This is a genomic window from Vibrio harveyi (genome assembly GCF_030060435.1).
GTDB classification, from domain to species: Bacteria; Pseudomonadota; Gammaproteobacteria; order Enterobacterales; family Vibrionaceae; genus Vibrio; species Vibrio harveyi.
Map to the genome: position 1 here is coordinate 1,069,010 of NZ_CP125876.1, position 20,081 is coordinate 1,089,090.

Consider the following 20,081-nt stretch of genomic DNA (forward strand, 5'->3'; position numbering starts at 1 on the left):
CGCCAGTCACATTTTGCGACGTTGTGATGTGCTTTGATGCGCTTTTATTTTGGTGAGATGAACGATGAGAACAGAAAAAGAAAAAATGCTGGCAGGCGAGCCATACGATGCTTGGGACCAAGAGCTCTACCAAGCGCGAATTGAATGCCGAAAGGTTCTGCAAAAGATTAACAACAGCATTCCTGATACGGATGAATGGCGAAATGCGATTGATGAATTGATCCCTGATTCTGAAGGGGCGTACCTTGAACCGCCATTTCGGTGCGACTACGGCTCAAACATTAAAGTGGGTAAAAACTTCTATGCCAACTTCAATTGCGTGGTGTTAGATGTCGCGGAAGTCCACATTGGGGACAATGTTTTGTTTGCTCCTAACGTGCAAATTTACACTGCGGGTCACCCTCTCGATGTCAGAGGACGCGTGGAAGAAGGCGTTGAATTTGGCACGCCAATTACGATTGGTGACAATGTATGGCTGGGGGGCGGTGTGATTGTTTGCCCTGGTGTCACTATCGGTGAGAATTCTGTTATTGGGGCGGGTAGTGTCGTGACAAAGGATGTCCCAGCGAATGTTGTAGCCGCTGGTAACCCATGCAAAGTAATTCGTTCTATTGAGCAGTAAAGGCGAAGTAAATAAACTAAAAAGCGCAAATAGACAAAAAGTACAAATAAACAAAAAGCCGACTCAGAGTCGGCTTTTTTGGGGTTCTCATTCTGTGTTCAAATAGACACTCGAGGTCTAAAGCATACTGGAATGTACTTGTTGACCTTGTTCGGTCAGTGAATAAATACGACCGTCTTCCTTGATCACCAAACCACTATTGACCAACTGTTTTAAGTGGAAATTAAACTTGGTGTGATCCTCAATACCCACCACTCGACATAGATCCATAAACTTCATTTTACGATGGATTTTAAGTTGCTTGATTACCGAGCGGCGAATTGGGTTGGATAACGCACTAAAGATTTGGTCATGCTTTCGTTCATCAAGAGGGGATTTTGGTGAGCGTTCAGCATGGACGCGCTTTAAGGTGACCGATAGTGCAGCGAGGTTAAAAGGCTTAGTGAGAAACTCATCTGCCCCTTTTTTCATGGCGTCGACAGCAACGTCAACAGTAGCAAATGCCGTTGTGATGATAATACCAATGTTGGGATGTTGACGTCTTAAAGTGGAGAGAGCTTCAATACCTGTCATCCCAGTCATCACCACGTCGAATAGCGCTAAGTCAAAATGTTGCTCGCTAGCAATATCTAACGCATCCTCTGCATTATCACATGCGATGACTTCAAACGATTCCAAGGTTAATGCCTCAACGAGGACCTCTCTTAATTCTACATCGTCTTCTGCAAGTAAGAGTTTTAATGTCATTCAATGTTCCTTGGTAAGCGGATTTCAACTGTTAAGCCTGTTACCTGATCACTCTTCTTCGAGTTCCTCAAGTTTAGCTCGCCACCGTGTTGTAAGATAATTTGATTACTGATAGCCAGTCCCATTCCCGTACCTTCTCCCCGAGGTTTTGTGGTGTAGAACGGCGTCTTTGCTTTGGCTATTTTGTCTTGTGGCATCCCTGTTCCCCAATCCGAAATTGAGAGTGTTGCTACGAGTTTGTCTTGATAAGTTTCGATATAAATCTGTTTATGTTCTTGGCTTGCATCGATAGCGTTGCCGATGAGGTTTGTTACCACTTCTTCTAACTGGCCCGCATCGCCTCGCACACTCAATTTATCGTCTAGTGATGTACTGACAATAAAGCCTTCTAGGCGGTATTGATTGAGAGACAAAGCATGTTCCACAACCTCTTTGAGCGAAACCACCTCACGTCGTATTGGCTTATGGTGAGCGTAGTTAAGTACTTCGTGGCTGATCTCTGCTGCGCGCTCAAGACCCTGCCGAATTCTAGCCAGTTGTCGATGAGTTGCTTCGTTATCCGGCAGCTGTTTTTCCAATAAATCGCAGCTCATGGTTGCGCTGGAGAGTGGTGTTTTAATCTCATGTGCAACCGCTGAGGTCAGTTCACCAAGTTCTTTTAATTTAGCGTCTTGTTGAGAGAGTTGGATATGACTTTCAAGCTGCTTGTTCTTTTCATCGTCAAATACTCTGAGGGCAATCCAAAGAGTGCACAAGATAGAGAGCGCACACACCATTCTAACGATCAGCACCCAAAGTCCTAAATCGACCGTCAGCGCGCCTGCGGCAATGCCATAAGCAACGAGAGAAAGCCCCGTCAGCTTAAAAGGCAGTGAAGCGCCATGACCTTCTTTTTCAAGAATATTGGCGTAGCTCATCATGGCTAGGCCAGAGATGACTCCAGAGCCTAAACCAAAAATCCAGCGTACTTGGTTAGCGGTGTTATGGACATAAATGGCGTATTCTTTGTTGCCGAAGCGGTAAACCAAGCTAACGATAAATAGAGCCAGAACCGCAATCGCGGCGTATTTGATGTACTTGACCTTCTTCCAGCTGGTCAGATCTAGCATCTTCCAAGCGAAAGCCCCGAGAGCAATGAATGAGAACAAGAGCTTAAATACTTTGAAAGTCTCTATGCCTTTAGTCAGGGTAAATTCGTGTTCATACATCACCAAGTAAAGTTCGGACCATTCATGGAAGCCGTGGATGAAACCAAATAAAGCCAGAATGGGCAGAGCAGAAGCAATAGCAATGCGACTTTTGCGTAGATCTCGAAACAGAATCGCAAAAAAGATGGCGAAGAAAGCTAAGCCATAGAAGAGGTAAATTTTGAAGATGAGTAACATATCCATCATTTGAGTCTAAAGGACTCCTTACCCTTCATCAATATTTAAAATTTGCAATCTTATTATTTTGCATTGCATACATATTTCCTTAGAAACGTCCTTATCTATATAGATTTCATATGATGTTTGTGAATTTTTCTTATCATAAATTATTTGCGGGAGATAATTGTTATTCACACTGAGCTGTTTAACTTATTTCTTTAATAAAACTGTCATATTAAATTTTTAATCTCAACGCGTCGATTGATTAGTACCGATTGACTGTTTATTTATTTCAATACCTAGTTTTACTTGAACACTAAAACTAACAGGGCTAATTAAATATTGGTTTTTAATTAGCCCAAATTTCTCACTAAATTATATCGGAGATATATTGTGAAATTTATGAAATCAGCTCTAGTGTCTTCAGTTCTGGTTGCAGCATCATTTGGCGTTGCTGCTAAAACAACGATCAACGGCGCTGGTGCGACATTCCCTCATCCAATTTATGCGAAATGGGCTGAGCAATACCAGAAGGAAACGGGTGTTCAGATTAACTACCAAGCTATTGGTTCTGGTGGTGGTATTCGCCAGATTACAGCAAACACAGTGGACTTTGGTGCGACTGACGCGCCACTGACTATCGAGGAGCTGAACAAAGGGGGCATGATTCAGTTTCCAATGGTGATGGGGGCAATTGTTCCTGTGGTGAACATTCCTGGTATTGATGCTGGAGAGGTGAAACTAACAGGTAAAGTTCTCGCAGATATTTTTCTTGGTAACATCAAAAACTGGAATGATCCTGCGATTGTCGCACTCAATAAAGGTGTCGACCTACCTAATCAACCTATCTATGTTGTCCACCGTTCAGATGGTTCTGGCACCACCTACAATTTTACGGACTACCTCGACCGTGTAAGCCCCGAATGGCATAAGTCTATTGGTGTTGGCAAAGACATTACATGGCCGAAAAAAGCAACAACCATTGGCGGGAATGGCAATGCCGGTGTAGCAAACTTTGTTAACCGTACCCGAGGAGCCATTGGGTATGTAGAGTATGCGTTTGCTAAGCAAAATGATCTCGCCTATACACAAATGCAATCTAAAGATGGCAAGTTTCTAAACCCAGGCATGGACACTTTCCAATCTGCAGCTGCCAATGCTGATTGGGATAATGCTCCGGGTTATCACTTATTGTTAAACGATCAGCCGGGTGCAAACTCATGGCCAATGACAGCAGCGACGTTTATTCTTATGCATAAAGAGCAGGCGGATGCGAACAAAGCGAAAGAAATCGTGAAATTCTTTGAATGGAGCTATAAGCAAGGTCAACTTGCAGAAGAGTTGGATTACATCCCAATGCCAAATAAAGTCGTTAACATGGTTAATGAGACTTGGAAAGAGGGTTTGAAATCTAACGGTCACACGATTATTCAATAATTAATCAAGTAGCCTGATAAGTAATATATTTATCAGGCTACTATATAAAATATTATGACTACTTTAGCTATTAAAAGTAAAGTGAACGGCGATTCGGTTTTTAATAAGCTGAGTTTTGCTAGTGCTTTATTAATTTTTGTAACTTTAATTGGTATTTTATTATCTCTTATTGAAGGTGGTTGGCCAGCCTTTAAGGAATTTGGTCCAGGCTTCATTTTTAGAGATATTTGGGATCCCATTAACGGTCAATTTGGCGCTGCCTCAGCAATTTATGGCACGCTGGTTACTTCTTTCATCGCTATTGTTATTGCTGCACCGATTGCGTTAGGTACGGCTGTATTCCTTGCTGAGTTAGCTCCTAAATGGTTGAGTCAACCAGTAAGTAAAGCCATTGAACTGCTTGCTGCTGTACCAAGTATCATCTACGGCATGTGGGGACTGTTTGTCTTCGTTCCTTGGTTTTCTGAAGGTTTCCAAATGTGGGCCGGTGTGCATTTGGTCGATATCCCTTTGGTAGGTGGTTGGTTTAATGGTCCGCCGATTGGGATAGGCTTATTGGCGGCGGGGATCATCTTGTCATTTATGATTCTGCCTATCATGACTTCTTTAACGCGTGACGCATTGAAATCCATTCCGGATGTCCTCCGTGAAGCAGCATATGGAACGGGAGCGACACCATTTGAAGTCATCACCAAGGTGCTTATCCCTAAAGTTAAGAATGCAACAGTGAGTGCTGGCATTTTAGGTCTCGGTCGCGCTCTCGGTGAAACCATGGCTGTCGCCTTTGTTATTGGTGGTGCGAGCCGTATTGAATTTTCATTCTTTATGCCAGCAAGCTCCATTTCTTCGACGATTGCTCAGCAATTTAACGAGGCAACAGATCCAATCCATATCGCATCGTTAATTGGTCTGGGAGTGGTGTTGTTTCTTATCACTTTCTTTGTGATGGGTTTTGCTCGTCGTTTGTTAAGGAAGTCATCATGAATAGCAGAAAATTAAAGAACTTTAGCTTTCTAACATTTTGCACTTTGTCGGCAGCGTTCGGTGTCTTCGTTCTCGCGAGCATCTTATACACCTTGATTGGTGAAGGAATAAAGGGCTTGAGCTTCGCTATCTTCACCGAGTTAACGCCTGGTCCGGGCAGTGAAGGTGGCTTAAAAAATGCCATTGTGGGGAGCTTAATGCTGACTGGCTTGGGCATTCTGATTGCTGCACCGATTGGGGTTCTTGCGGGCACGTGGTTGGCAGAAGCCGATAAAGAAAACACAGTGGCCGAATCGCTGCGCTTTCTTAACGGTATGTTAATGAGTGCTCCCTCTATCTTGGTCGGGTTGTTTGTCTACGCCATGATTGTGGTACCGACAGGCGGTTATTCTGGATGGGCAGGTGCCATCGCATTAGCCGTTCTCGCACTACCAGTGATCGTTGCTTCAACGGAAGAGATGCTACGTTTGGTCCCGCCAAAGTTGAAAGAAGCGGGAAGCGGTGTAGGGGCGCCTAAATGGCGAGTGATCACCCAACTTAGTTACCGCGCCGCAGCTCCGGGGATTATCACTGCCATTCTTTTATCCATCGCTCGTATTTCTGGGGAGACGGCACCGCTTTTGTTTACTGCGTTAAACAGTAGCTTTATGACGACCGACATGAGCAAACCGATGGCAAACTTACCAGTGACGATATACCAATTTGCTATGAGCCCTTACAGCTCCTGGCAAGAGCTGGCATGGGCTGGCGCATTGATTATCACCAGTTTTATTTTGATTGTTAACGTACTGGCGACGTCGTTGCCGCAATTATTAAAAGCGAGAAGAGCATGAACACGGCAACATTAAATCCAGTTAGAGCAAGCATGAATGAATCCACTATGAATACTTTGGTACACAGTGTTAGCGCCAACGATGTCTCAGCAAGTTTGACTCATCGTATGGACATTCAAAACTTAAATTTTTACTACAACAAAGGCTCTGATGCAGCGTTGAAATCCGTATCAATGCCAATCTATAAAAACCGAGTGACGGCACTGATTGGTCCATCGGGCTGCGGTAAGTCTACACTGCTTCGTACGTTAAATCGTATATATGACTTGTATGGGCATCAGTACGCTGAAGGCGAAATCTTACTTGATGGTGAGAGCATCTTTAGCAATACGGACGTCAATGAACTGCGTTCCAAAGTGGGCATGGTTTTCCAAAAACCAACGCCATTTCCCATGTCGATATACGAAAACATGGCATTTGGATTGAAGATACAAGGTGCATTTAGCAAAGCCGAAGTTAGAGAGCGTGTCGAGTCTGCACTAAAGCGTGCGCACTTGTGGGAAGAGGTGAAAGATAAGCTAGATGCAGATGCGAATGGTTTATCAGGTGGTCAGCAGCAGCGCTTATGTATTGCTCGAACGATTGCGCTAGAGCCAGAGGTTATTTTAATGGATGAGCCGACTTCCGCGCTGGATCCTATTGCCACCGCCGCCATTGAAACTCTGATAACAGAGCTGCGTGAGAAGTACACCATCGTTATCGTAACGCACAACATGCAGCAAGCAATGCGCATCTCCGATTACACGGGTTTTATGTATCTAGGAAAGCTCGAAGAATTTGGTAAGACTGAAAACATTTTCCATCACCCAGACAACGACCGTACTAAACGTTATATCTCAGGGGACTTTGGATAACGAATAACAACAATAGCGCTGATTAGTCAGCTCGTCTTAGGCACGGTTTCGCGAGGATCGTGCCTATTTTTTTATGCCCTGACACTCTAGAATTAAGGTCATCTCAAACAATGTCATTTCAAACAATTAAGAACGCAGTATGTACAAAAACAAAGTGGTGGTTATTACAGGCGGCAGCCAAGGTATTGGTAAGTATCTCGCGCAGGCTTATTTAGACCAACAAGCGAAGGTCATTGTGTTTGATATTGCCGTAAACCAAAATCCGAGCGTCGAGTTTTATCACGTCGATCTAGGGCAGCCTACGCAGATTGAGCTCGCTTTTGATGAGATCCAGCGTGCACACGGTAAGGTTGATATTCTGATCAACAACGGTGCAATCGCGAACTTTAACAAACCCGTTGAACAACTGACTTTTGAAGAATTCTCTCGAGTCATTGATGTCAATCTCAAAGGGGCGTTTGCGTGTTCACGTCGATTTATTGCATTAAACCGTGCTCAATCTTTTGGAAGAATTGTCAACATTGCCTCGACACGTTGGAATCAAAATGAAGCTGGTTGGGATGCGTATGGTGCATCTAAAGGAGGCTTAGTTTCGATGACTCAATCCATGGCGATTTCTCTGTCTGATACTCCCATTACCGTTAATGCTGTAAGCCCTGGTTGGATACAAGTTGAAGGGTATGAAGATTTAGATAGCTTTGACCATCAGCAGCATCCATCGGGTCGAGTAGGTAAGGCAAAAGATATTGTAAATGCGTGTTTGTTCTTAACTCATCCAGAGAATGACTTTATTAATGGACACAACTTGGTTGTCGATGGTGGAATGAGTAAGAAAATGATCTATCAAGACAGTTTGATTGATTAAGCTTACTTTCTTGGGTACAGAAGTGCTCTTCAGTAGAGTACTTCTTATTATTTTATCGGTAGTCGTTTACTCTCCTCTTTATTCTCCTCCCTGTTTTTTGAGTACATTCATTTTCACCGTTTGAAATAGGCATTTAAAAAACTCTTTGCGCAAAAGATGCCGAATGATAATTCCTCTGCTTCGATACACTCTAAAACCAGTGGCGACGATATCTATTTTTCATGCTTCGGGTTAGGACTCATATATTAAAAAACAGTGACATACTTTTTAAAAAGGCGATGGGTTGGGGAAATTATCACCGAAATTGTGATATTGCCCTTAAAACTATATAGGAAATTTCTGAGTTTGTAGTAATGCTCTGTTTTAAATGGATTTATGAACTAACTTTGATATTGACGTCTTGTTAGTTAAAGCTAGGTATAACGATGAAATGGATTTTATTGCTTGTGAGCCACATCTTGTTTGCAGTGGCGGGTTTTGCTGCGGGTATTTATGCACTGCCTATTCTTATCCAACCTGATTCACCAGATGTTTCGGTTGTGTCTAACTCTTCGGAAGGTGTTCTCTACCGTGGCATGTTCGAGCGAAATCGAACAGATAGTGACTTTCTTCATTGGGGAGAAGGGGATCTATGGGTCACTGAAGATACGATTGCTTTTCAAGGAGAATTGGCTCCCGGACCGGATTATAAGCTGTATCTCTCACCAACGTTTGTTGAAACCGAGGCGGATTTTAATCGCTTGAAGTCACAAATGGTGAAGGTGGGAGAGGTGAAAACATTTGACCGTTTTATGGTCACTCTTCCTCAAGATCTGCCCTTAGATAACTACACGTCAGTCATTGTTTGGTGTGAAACCTTTGGTGAATTTATTACGTCTGCACAGCTCAAATCTGTCGCAAAAATGAATCAGAGCTAATACCCAAACAATTTTAACTCATGTCGAATAATAACTGACAGAAACGTGACAAAAGGAGCGTTTCTGCCGCCAGTATCTTGACGCCTGTATTTTGACGGGGCGCTGTCCTGTCATAAATCAATAAATGATTAATATTTTGTATGAGTCGGAAAAGTATTGTGTCAGTGATTCAACGTTATCTCGCTTTATTCTTTTTGATGTTTTTAGTTTCCGCCCAAGCGATGGCCGCGGGGGAAATTGAAATATCGTTTAGTCCCACATCAGGAACTGCTTATGAAAATGGGGAAGTAATCAGTTATTCCATTGATGTGAAAAATACAACAGCGAATACTATTAGTAATGTTGCTGTAACGAATAAGATATGGGAAGTCATGTCTGGTTCGAATAAAGCATTTAGCCGCTTAACAATCTCTGATTCTCATACATTAGGTTCGAGCCCAGGCACTTACACCGCAAGTAACAGTAACCTCGATGTGAATGGGGCTAGCCTACTCCCTTTTGGACGGGTTACTTACCAAATTGAAGCGACCGTTGCGGATGACGCCGCTGAGGATATTGTCTTAGGCAACACCGAGGTAAAAGGTACCGTTTCCGGCACAGAAACGACGTTTACCAATACATCAACGATTACGTTTACTCCTGCGGATTACGACTACACGTTAGAAGCTTCCGTTCAGCCGGCTCAATACCAAGTGGGGAGTAAGCTAACTTATAAGCTGATTGCGACCAACAGAGGCTCTGTTACCGTTAAAGGCCTAGATATCGAGCAAGCGTTCGAGACGCTGACGGCTCAAAAACAAGATGGCTCAACAGGTGCAGCTTTCAGTGATGTTCATATCAGTGCTAAAGCCTCGTCCGGCAGCAAAACGGGTACTTTTGCTACTTCTGGTGATTTGTCGGTTAAAGACGCTGAGCTTTCTGTTGGTGGTCACGTCACCTACACCATCAAAGCGACCGTTGTTGATGACCTTGTTGGCGACATTGTCACCAAAGCGACATCAACGACTCGTGCTGGCACTGTTAATAGTAGTGAACTTACAACGCCTCCGGCAGATCCAGATATCGCTCTGGCACATACTTTACAGTCGACATCTCCTTACCTAATTAACGGTGAAGTTGATTTTCAAATCAAGGTCACCAACAACGGCGGAGCGATTGCTCACAATTATCATGTAAAACAGAATATTAAAGATTTGGTTAGCCCAAATGGTCTAGCTAATGATCGTACTTCTTCCTACAACAATACGGATGTGGACGGAAATCCTTTTGATACTTGGGACATCACGGTATCAAACATTGGTGGAAAGTCAGATTCATCTTATGCGGGCAGTACGCAAACGAACGTTGATTTCAATGATATCGTTTCGATTTATCCAGGAGAGTCGATTACCTACCAAGTTAAAGCAACGTTAACCCCTGTTACCATTGGCGCTCTGCAAGGTTTCACTGCGTCAGTGACGGATCAAGCTGACACCCTAGTTAAGAGTTCAAGTATTTCAGACACGGTAAATGCAGAGAAAGTACTGAGTGTTGCAGATTCCGACATTTCAATCACCAAAACGACCTCGGCGTCAGAGTATGTGCCAGGTGGTGAGATTGAATACGAAATCACGGTTACCAATGGCTCTTCCAAGTATTTTGCCAATAACCTTTTGGTGCAAGATAACCTGACTTGTGTGGTGACTGAACAAGCAGGCGGCGCGGGCGATGGTCAAGCTTTTGAAAAGTGGAAAGTGGATGTTATTTCAGGTGAGGATTCCATTGGTTCGGACCCTGGTTCGTTTAGTTATGGTACTTGGACGTCAAGCCCGCTTTCACTGACACCGGATATCGCGCCGGGCAAAACGATCAAATACAAGCTAACGGCAAAAACGAGTGATACGAGTACCGGTCTTATTTTGGATGACAGTGCAAGCTGTGCCAATGATAACGTGACGGAAGAAGGATCTGGTGTACAAACGCCGGACGATAATTTACGTGCGAGCAAAGATGTCGACAGTCGTTTCTACTCTTCCGGTCAGGCTCTGACTTACACCATCACAGTAACCAATGATGGTGATGGTTTCGCTAACCAAGTTCAGGTTTTGGATGACCTTAAGTCAGTCAAAACTCAAGATATTCATGGTGGTGAGATCGCCGCGTATACGGGCTGGACCATTACCGCACAGGCTTTCAAAGACGACGGAAGTTCTGCAACCGCAAGTGACACCGGCATTGCTGGTGAGGTGAAGTACCCGGATAACCTAAATGTAATTGCGACGCTTCAGCCTCACTCTTACATTGAATACACCATTGTTGCTGAAACCAATCCGCTCGCAAATGGACATATCTCTAACCAAGTGACTGTGGATGGCTCGGTTTATGCCGACCGTGGCTCTGACCCGCGTGACTTTGTGATTCAGTTAAACAAGCGAGTAAAAACAAACACAGATTCAAGCTTCCATGGTGAGCAGACGGCTTACTCAAAATTAGACAACGAAGTGACGTACCAAATCAGTCTAAAGAACGCGAAAGAGAATGGCTACGCGACTGACGTTGAAGTAAAAGATCTATTGTCGACGATTAAAGCTGGCGTCCTTGAGCCAGATGGCATGACGAAACCAGTGTTTAAGTCTTGGCAAATTAGTGCAGAGATTATTTCGGATGACCCTCGCTTAGATGGAAACGCTACATATACCGATGTTGGTACGTTCGCTGACAACACGGACTTAAATACTAAAGTGCAGATTCCACCGAACGTGGAAGTGCTATACACCATTGTGGCTCAAATCGATCGTGATACGCCTGATGAAATCCTCTTTACTCGCTTTAACAACACTGCGGATGTCAAAACGCCAGATTCAGGCATTCAATCTTCCGTGGTTGATACGGTTACCGTGTATCCACATGATCCAAAAATCATTGTTGTGAAGACAACTCCAGATGATGATTTTATTCCAGGAAAAGAGGTATCTTTCAAAATAACGGTAAGAAACAGAGGGCTTGGTTATGCAGACGAAGTTCGTGTATTTGATGATATCAAAGCTCTTAATGCCTTTTCTACCTGGAGTTACACCTCTGAAACTGACTCAAACAATTCGCCTTATAAAACAGGCAGCTATGCAGGGGACCCAAGTGGTTACCAAACGGATGAAAATCTTGATGCCCGAGTCGATATTGACCCCAATGTAAGTGGAGTTGATGGCTCTGTAACATTCGTTGTAACTGGTGTCGTTAAGAACGACTACAAGGAGAGTGAAATCTCTAACACGGCTGAAACCTACGATCCTTCGACCAATTTGAATCAGTCTTCTTCTGCTGAAATCGGTCATGTATCTGGGGATTCATTAAACGTTTCGATTCTTAAAACAGCCGATAAAGTTCGCTTTATTCCTGGTGAAGACGTGACTTATGAAATCCGTGTCAAAAACAATGGTTCAACTACAGAACATGGACTCAAAGTCTATGACTATCTGAATGATATCAAATCAGTTCTAGCGAACGACAAAGACAATCAGTTCCAAGATTTTCCTGACCAAAACCCGTTTGAATACTGGCAGTTTAAGACTGGTTCAGATTTCGAGCCTGCCACTAACGATGATTTTATCTACCCACCGGGTGGTAAAGGCGCGACAATGAGCCTAGACCCTGGAGAGATTCGAACTTTTCAGATCAAAGCACGCGTCAAAGATAACGTTGTTGGCTCACTGGATGGAACCACTCTCAACAACAAGATTGAAAATGATGCCTACGTGTATCGTTATGTCGGCAACGACGAAGATTCACACGTTTCTCACCACGAAATGGAGCGCGCTTACAATGGCGGTGACGTGGTCAGAAAGCTGCTGGTTAACGGTAAAGAATCAAATTTCTACTCGCCGGGTGATACTTTAACCTATCAAGTGACCGTTTCTTCTCAAACGGGCTATGTGAATGATCATCCAGTTCAAGAAGATATTGATAGTGTTAAGACTCAGCTACTTGATGGTAGCAAAGATACGCCATATGCGTCTGGCTATACCGTTGATGTAAGTAAGCAAGATAGCAAAGGTGGTAAAGGAACCACCGATGGTACTTTGGATGGCACCGTTGCAGATAACCAGAACATCGATACAACGATTGATGTGGCTGGTGGTGATTTGGTGACTTTTGAAGTGGAAGGTGTTGTTCGTGAGGACGCCGTAGGCACGATTACTATCGGTGGTATCACAGTTGTTCCAAATGGCTACCATCTTTCATTTAGTAAAACGGTCGATCAATCCAGTTATGAGCCAGGGAAGCCATTGGTTTACCGATTAACCATTGAAAACGATGGTAAAGGTAACGCCTATAACATCCCAGTGATTGATGAATTGTCGGGTATCACGGTTGATCTCGTCGATGGTAAAAATGAAAAAGCCTTTGATTCTGGTTGGACGGTAGCGCCACGTATTGTGAGTGGCAGTGATAAAGCGATCCTCGATTTAGATAGCAGTATTGCGGATAACAAAGACATCAATACCCATGCCTCCATCCCGACGGGTACAAAGATTGAGTATGTAGTTACTGCAACCGTCAATAAAAATGCGGTGGGTAAGATCCTAAACCTATTGACCGTCGACGGCGATACCGTGAGTGCAGAGACTAAGGCATCTGCCGAGAAATACGATTTCTCTAAACACGTCGTAAAACTCTATGACCAAGATGGCACCACCGAATTGACAGGTGGATACACGCCTGGTGGTTACATCGAATACGAAATCTTATTGAAGAACTTAAACAACGTTCACATCAATCAGATGCCAATCAAAGATGAAATCAGCAAAATTCAAACGGATTACTTTGGCGGTGTGAAAGGTCGTGCGTTTGACTCATGGACGATTACTCCGAGTGTGGACGCGAGTACGATCAGTGATGCGGGTAAAGTCAGTAACAACACGGACATCAATACTAACTTCAACCTCGCGGCAAATGAGTTTGTAACCGGCGGTACGTTTGTTAAGTACACCATTAAGGCGAAGATTAGTGAGCAAGCCGTAGGGCAAATTCTCAACGTAGCCGTCGTTGATAACAGCCATAACTTGCCATCAGAGCCAGTGAACATGCTACCAGCAAATATCTCTAAAACGCATAAAGCGTATACGGATACAACGTTTGCTACGCATAAAACCACTTACAATCACACAACGAGTAGCGAGAAGATCGTTTACCACTTGCGTATCGAGAACAAGGGTAAAGGTCTGGAGTACAACAAATCTCTCGAAGAGTTTTTCTCGAAAGTCAAAGTTCGTACTGCACAGAATGCGGATGGTGAAGCAGACTCACAGACGCTACCAGCATTCGATCAATATGGTTGGACTGTGAAGGCAACGACTTCTGGAGAAGCAACGACGCTGATCGATGGGTATGTAGGCGGTGCCGATGTCGATATTGATATCGCCAAGCTGTCTATTGCTCCAGGTGGTTGGATTGACTTTGTTATGGAGTCGCAAATTCGTCAAGACGCACTTGATCAAATCGTAGTGAAGCCGAAATACAATGGCTCTAACTTTAGTGCAGCGACGGTTACTCCGGAAGGCAGCAACCTTGCCGTGAGCAAAGAAATTGTGTCTATTGCAGGTAAATCTTACACATCGGGCGATACTTACAAGCCTAACGATGAGGTGATTTACAAGTTCACTGTTACTAATACAGAGCCTGTTTGGCGTGACCAGACGGTAATCCAAGACATCGTGTCTGGCGTTCGTGTTGAAGTCGTAGGTGGAACCACGAAGTCGGCATTCTCAGAGACATCAATCTCTCATATCTTTACCTCTACAGGTACCTCGGGAACGCAGGATACCTACATTGAAACTTATGATGCTTCCGATAACTTGGACCTGTTAGTTGATATCGCTTCTGAAGAAGTCATAGAGTTTACGGTGAAAGGAAAAGTTCGTCCTGACGCGTTAGGAGACATTGATGGCAACACCGGGCGAGCAGGCAATCAAAGCGATACCACAGATGTGATTCCACCAGTGGCTCCTGTATTGAGCTTTGAAAAGTCGGTACTGAGTACGACGGCTGACAGCAGCACTTGTACCTTCCCATCGACCTCGGGCTCTGGGTGTCATTACAACCCGAATGGTCAAGTGCAATACCAAGTCAGTGTTACCAATACGGGGGAGAGTATTGCTAACGATGTCACAATCGTGGATGAACTGAACACAATTAACACATCCGATGGCAAGCCAGCATTCCAAGATTACAGTGTTGCCATTATCAGTGCTCCAGATGCGGATAGATTCTCTATCACTGGTGATTATCAAGGTACAGTGCCACTTAATGCGGCATTTGATTTGATGCCGGGAGATACCGTGGTATTCGAAGTTGATGGTACGGTAGCTGCAGACGCAACAGGCACTATCACTAACATCGCCAAGGTGAATGGTGACGATAGTAATCCCGTTGTTCTTGACCCAGGCACGTCGAGCCTAATCGCGCAAAAATCTACAGATACACCGACCTACACGCCTGGTTCAGAAGTTCGTTATCAAATGCGTATTCGAAACCAAACATCGAATAACGAGAAGATTGATATTCGAGATGCTATTAGCAGTTACAAGGTAAAAGTGGCTGACGGTTCAGAGCAGGTAGCATTAAAAGATTGGACAGTCAGCGCTCGTGTGATTTCTGATGGCAACCCGTCATATACGGATATTACTAACCTCAATAGCATTGCCGCGAATAGCGACATTGATGTCACAGTACAAATGGGCGGTAAAGCGGCTGACGATACTTACACTGAGATTTTAATTGAGGTTGTAGGGCATGTTCGTGATGACGCAGTTGGTGAGTTTACCAACCAACTACAAGGTAAGTTGAACTCGGGGTCGACCTTTTTCACTTACAACTTAAAAGAGAAGGTGATTGTCCCAGAACCGGGCAGCTTGACAGTAACGAAAGTCACGTCGACTACGCCGGCTATCTACCACCCTGGTGACACCATTGGTTATGACATCGAAGTCAAAAATACCGGTGATGGTTACGCAACGAATGTCCTGATCGCTGATCTTTGGAAAAATATTCGTGCCGATAAAGCGGGCTCTACATTACCAGTGCGCGCGTTTGATGCTTGGTCTGCTACCTCAATCAATGTTGTGGGCACTACCCCAAATCTGACGCAACAGATTGCTGGCTCGGAGATTACAGGTGATAAAGGCGAAGGCTATCAAGTTCGTTACAACATTCACCCTGACCATACGGTTCAATTGCATGTTGAAGGTGTCGTAAAAGCGGACCTTGTTGGCGACATTACTAACCTGGTGGAAGTGAGTGATTCAAGCGGCTCCCAAACAGCTGAAGCAACTTATGTTGCTGCGACGGCAGATCTTTCTGTCGATAAAACGGTTGATAAGAACCAGTATGAATCTGGCGATACACTGACTTATACAATCAAAATTGAAAACACGACCGCGAACTGGGCGAATGACGTTCAAGTTAAAGACCTTGTAAACGACATCACCTCTACCAACATTACTGGTGCAACGGTGAAAGCGTTTGAGTCTGGCACTATCTTCTTTAATGCAGCTTCGCAAACTGGTGATACAAAGTTCCCATCAGCGACAGGGGAGTTCTTGGACGGTAGTTTGGATATTGGTCCAAATGACGTTGTGACTCTGACCGTAGAAGGGGAGCTAGATCCGGAAGTTGTCGGGGATGTCACTAACAAGGTCGAAGTGACTTATAACGGCACGACCAAGACTGCTGAAGCGACCAGTACAGCAAAAATCCCAGATTTAACCTTCACAAAAGAACCGATGGTTGAGTTCTATAGTCCGAACCAAGCAGCTGGCTACATCTTGAAGATCGTTAACCAAGATAATAGCTACGCCAATGACATCAACCTGAAAGATGAGATTGGCGCATTGACAGTAACGACGGTAGATGGCTCGACCAATCAAGCCTTCTTGCAATGGGCAGTGCAATACGTCTCGGGCAGTTCATTAACAACGGTGGATGCAAACTCTCTGGTCGTGGACAAGGACATTGACTACAACATCGACCTTGCGCCAAATGACACCATCACACTGTACGTGATTGGTCTCGTCAATGCTGAGGCTACAGGAGATATCGTTAACCAAGCGACCTTGAACCATAACAGCAAAGACGTTACTGCGACTGCGACGCTGAAACCTCGCCCGGGTGACATCGTTCTGGAGAAAACCACTGATGAGCGTTACTACCAGCCGGGTGAGTTCTCTACTTTCCGCGTCAAAGTGACCAACAACGGTTCAGGCTTTGCGTCAGATGTCAAAGTGGAAGACTTCATTTCTGCTCTGGAAGTGGAGACATCGGGCGGCGCTATGGCACCAGCATTCAAAGACTGGACAATCGTGACTACGAAGGGCGACCCTCGCACCAATATCGAGAAGGTCCCAGGACCAAATGATGATATCTCTACCAATATTGATATTGCGCCAGGTGATACGGTGGAGTTTGCCATTACGGGTACGGTCAATGTCAGTGCGGTCGCAAACGTTGTAAACACTGCCACAGCAGAGTTTGGCGGTGCAACGATTGATGCTACGGCAACTTTGGAAACCTTACCTGAGGAAGTATGGATAGAGAAAACGGTGGAATCACCTATCTACATTCCGGGTGAGGATGCGGTATTCCACGTTCGCGTATACAACGGTACCGATGGCTTTGATAACGACATCAAACTCGATGACATTCTGTCGGGTATCAGAACGACTAACGTGAATGGTGTCAGTGATCGCGCGTTTATCAGTTGGACAATTAAAACCACTAGCAAAGACACTCGTACGACGATTACGCCAATGCCAGTAGATGATCGAGACATTCGTTCGGTTATTGATATCGCGCCACATGACATCGTTGAATTCACGATTACCGCGAAAACGAATCCGTTGGCAGCAAGTGACATTACCAACATTGCCACTGCGGATTTGAATGGCACCACGCAGCAATCGAGCGCGACGATTCAACCGCAGTCTCAGGGTATTTCTATCGAGAAGACCACCGACAGTGAGTACTACATTCCGGGTAAAGAAGCGACTTTCCGTGTCAAAGTGAAGAACGAAGGTACGGTGCCAGCAACAGACATTGAGGTGAAAGATGCCATCAGCGATCTTGACGTAGTGCGCCTTGATGGCACCACCGTTAAAGCCTTCGACTCTTGGCGTATTGATGTGAATAAGAGCAATCCAGAAACAGACATCACTAACATTCCGGGAGTGAACGCAGACATTGACTCAATGCTGACGATTGCTGCGAATGATGAAGTTGAGTTTGTGATTACAGGGCTTGTTAATCAATATGCGACGGGTGAGATTGAAAACACCGCAAATGCCACATTCCGCGGTGATACTCAAGAAGCGAGTGCAACGCTGCTATCGATGCCAGAGTCCGTCAAGCTTGAGAAAACCGTTGACGAGGAATATTACCGTCCGGGCGAAAATGCAACTTACCATGTCGTGCTGAGTAACGAATCTGGCTCATTCACCGAAGAGATTGTACTTAAAGACCTGCTCTCTGAATTGAAGGTGAATACGATTCATGACACCGAAGCCGCTGCATTCACCAGTTGGAGAATGACAAGTTCATACAGTGATGATCGAACCATCGTGTTGCCAAAAATCCAAGGTGATAACGTGGATATCAATAGTCGTGTAGTGCTTGCTCCAAACGACAAACTGGAAATCGAAATCACAGGTGTCGTGAATGTGGATGCCATGGGGGAAATTACCAACCATGCGTATGCGTACGATAAAACAGAGAGTGATGTGCTTGCTGACGATTTCGTTACGATTAAGCCACAGCCGATCATCCTAGCCGTCACCAAGGTTGCGGATAAAACCGAATACACCAATGATGACGATGAAATCACCTTTACCATGACGGCAACCAACCGTGGTTCTGCTGATGCTGACAACGTTAACTTGTTGGATGAAATCGATAAGTTGATTGGCAGCAATGGAAATGCGTTATTTACCTCGTGGACGGCGACCATCACCGAGCTTAAATCTGGTGCTGTGGTATCGGTTGACTCAGATAATAACGTTGACTCAAACCACACCATGAAAGCCTACCAAGGTAACGAGTATCAAATTGTGGTGGCAGGCGAGATCAATCAAGGTATTGATGACAACTTCACCAACGTTTTCACTGCGACCGCGCCGACGGGCGAAGTTGCGACCGCCAATGTCACTATCAAAGTGAAGAAACAAGCTTACAACGAAGGCATGCTGACCGTAACTAAGGTTGCGAGTAAGTCAGAAGCGAGTGTAGGTGAAGTGGTGGAGTACGAAGTAACCATCACTAACGAAGATAAAGAAAACCCATTCACGGGTGTGCGTTTGGTGGACCGTTACCCAGGTGGCTTTGCTTATATCCCAGATTCTACTGAGATGGTGAATAGCGGTCCTGATGGTGTATTTGACACTTCAGATGATATTCAAATTTCAGTGGACCCGACCAAAACCAATCAGCTGATCTTTGACGTTGGTGACATGAATATTTACGGCAAAGGCGATTCTAAAACGGCTGATTCTGTTCGTATTCGTTACCTAATGCGGGTCAGTGTCGGTGCCACCTTTGGTGTCTATACCAACACTGCATGGGCAGAAGCGCCACCAGCAGAGAGCTTCTCTGCTCAGAGTGCGACCACAAGCTATGTGGTGAAATCTAATCTAGCCAGTGCAACGGTGGAAGTGATGCCAGATAAGGTATTCGACACCGCTTCGATCATCGGCAAGGTGTTTGAGGATCACAATGGTGACGGCTTCCAAGCAGATGCGACAGCGGATGATATTTATATCGATGTCGATTTAACCGCAGGTGACTACATTCCCGGTTCAACCTTCATTACGCAAGATGGTGTTGAAACGCAGCTTAAAGACGTTCAAGTCACGCAACAAGGTCAAGGTGTGCTGATGTCGAGCATCGACAAAGGCTACGAAGTGGATGAGTTATACGGTTTGTCACGCAATCGAACGCTTGAGCACAGCAACAAAGTTGCATTCCAATTCAAGACTCGAACTCGCCAAGGCTTCCCATTCAAGGTGACCACGGATAACGGCACGCATATCGAGTTCGACAAGCAAGGTAATGCGATTACCAAGCACAAAGGAGATAAGAAAAAAGGTCTGTCAGCAGAGAACATTGATGTAGTGAGAAACCTCTACCGAGATGGTGATGCGTATTTATGGGAAATCATCGTAGAGAACAAAGGGCTATACGAAGATGGCATTCCAGGCGTTCGATTACTGACCGTCGAAGGCATCATTATCGAGACAGACCAATATGGTCGATACCACGTTCCAGATCAGTGGGTGTTGAATAAGAAAGGTAAGCAGTTCTTGGTCAAAGTTGACACAGACTCGCTACCAACAGGCATGAAGGTGATCAGTGAGAACCCGAAAGTACGCCGAATTACACCAAACAAGCTGACGAAATTTAACTTCAGTATTCAAAGCAGTGGGGATGATTAACC

Annotated in this window: 10 protein-coding genes; 8 read left to right on the forward strand and 2 right to left on the reverse strand. The window is 44.8% G+C overall.

Annotated features, from left to right (window positions below):
* Nucleotides 1–64: 64 nt before the first annotated feature.
* On the forward strand, nucleotides 65–622 hold the full coding sequence (locus QMY49_RS21385) for a sugar O-acetyltransferase (protein ID WP_005452817.1): 558 nt from the start codon (nucleotides 65–67) through the stop codon (nucleotides 620–622).
* A gap of 117 nt (nucleotides 623–739) precedes the next feature.
* Here the strand turns inward: QMY49_RS21385 and QMY49_RS21390 are convergent, their stop codons facing one another.
* Nucleotides 740–1,369 (reverse strand): response regulator, encoded by a 630-nt coding sequence (locus QMY49_RS21390; protein ID WP_005452815.1) that lies wholly within the window; start codon nucleotides 1,367–1,369, stop codon nucleotides 740–742.
* On the reverse strand, nucleotides 1,366–2,760 hold the full coding sequence (locus QMY49_RS21395; RefSeq protein ID WP_047514082.1) for a sensor histidine kinase: 1,395 nt from the start codon (nucleotides 2,758–2,760) through the stop codon (nucleotides 1,366–1,368). Before QMY49_RS21395 ends, QMY49_RS21390 begins: the two co-directional genes overlap by 4 nt.
* A gap of 378 nt (nucleotides 2,761–3,138) precedes the next feature.
* Between QMY49_RS21395 and pstS the strand changes: the two genes are divergently transcribed.
* The 7 genes from pstS (at nucleotide 3,139) to QMY49_RS21430 (ending at nucleotide 20,079) form a co-directional block, all read left to right on the forward strand.
* Complete coding sequence (pstS, locus tag QMY49_RS21400; protein WP_283316772.1) at nucleotides 3,139–4,173, forward strand: phosphate ABC transporter substrate-binding protein PstS; 1,035 nt, start codon at nucleotides 3,139–3,141, stop codon at nucleotides 4,171–4,173.
* 54 nt (nucleotides 4,174–4,227) lie between these two features.
* Complete coding sequence (pstC, locus tag QMY49_RS21405) at nucleotides 4,228–5,157, forward strand: phosphate ABC transporter permease subunit PstC (protein ID WP_009697019.1); 930 nt, start codon at nucleotides 4,228–4,230, stop codon at nucleotides 5,155–5,157.
* Nucleotides 5,154–5,990 (forward strand): phosphate ABC transporter permease PstA, encoded by an 837-nt coding sequence (gene pstA, locus QMY49_RS21410; protein WP_283316692.1) that lies wholly within the window; start codon nucleotides 5,154–5,156, stop codon nucleotides 5,988–5,990. Before pstC ends, pstA begins: the two co-directional genes overlap by 4 nt.
* The gene (gene pstB, locus QMY49_RS21415; protein WP_026000267.1) at nucleotides 5,987–6,844 is read left to right on the forward strand and encodes a phosphate ABC transporter ATP-binding protein PstB; all 858 of its coding nucleotides are present in this window, start codon (nucleotides 5,987–5,989) and stop codon (nucleotides 6,842–6,844) included. Before pstA ends, pstB begins: the two co-directional genes overlap by 4 nt.
* 139 nt (nucleotides 6,845–6,983) lie before the next feature.
* Nucleotides 6,984–7,709, forward strand: a complete 726-nt coding sequence (locus QMY49_RS21420) for an SDR family NAD(P)-dependent oxidoreductase (RefSeq protein ID WP_017189572.1) — start codon at nucleotides 6,984–6,986, stop codon at nucleotides 7,707–7,709.
* A gap of 425 nt (nucleotides 7,710–8,134) precedes the next feature.
* Nucleotides 8,135–8,626: a DM13 domain-containing protein gene (locus QMY49_RS21425; RefSeq protein ID WP_005452792.1), complete on the forward strand. Its 492-nt coding sequence runs from the start codon at nucleotides 8,135–8,137 to the stop codon at nucleotides 8,624–8,626.
* A gap of 371 nt (nucleotides 8,627–8,997) precedes the next feature.
* Nucleotides 8,998–20,079: a hypothetical protein gene (locus QMY49_RS21430; RefSeq protein ID WP_283316697.1), complete on the forward strand. Its 11,082-nt coding sequence runs from the start codon at nucleotides 8,998–9,000 to the stop codon at nucleotides 20,077–20,079.
* Nucleotides 20,080–20,081: the final 2 nt, after the last annotated feature.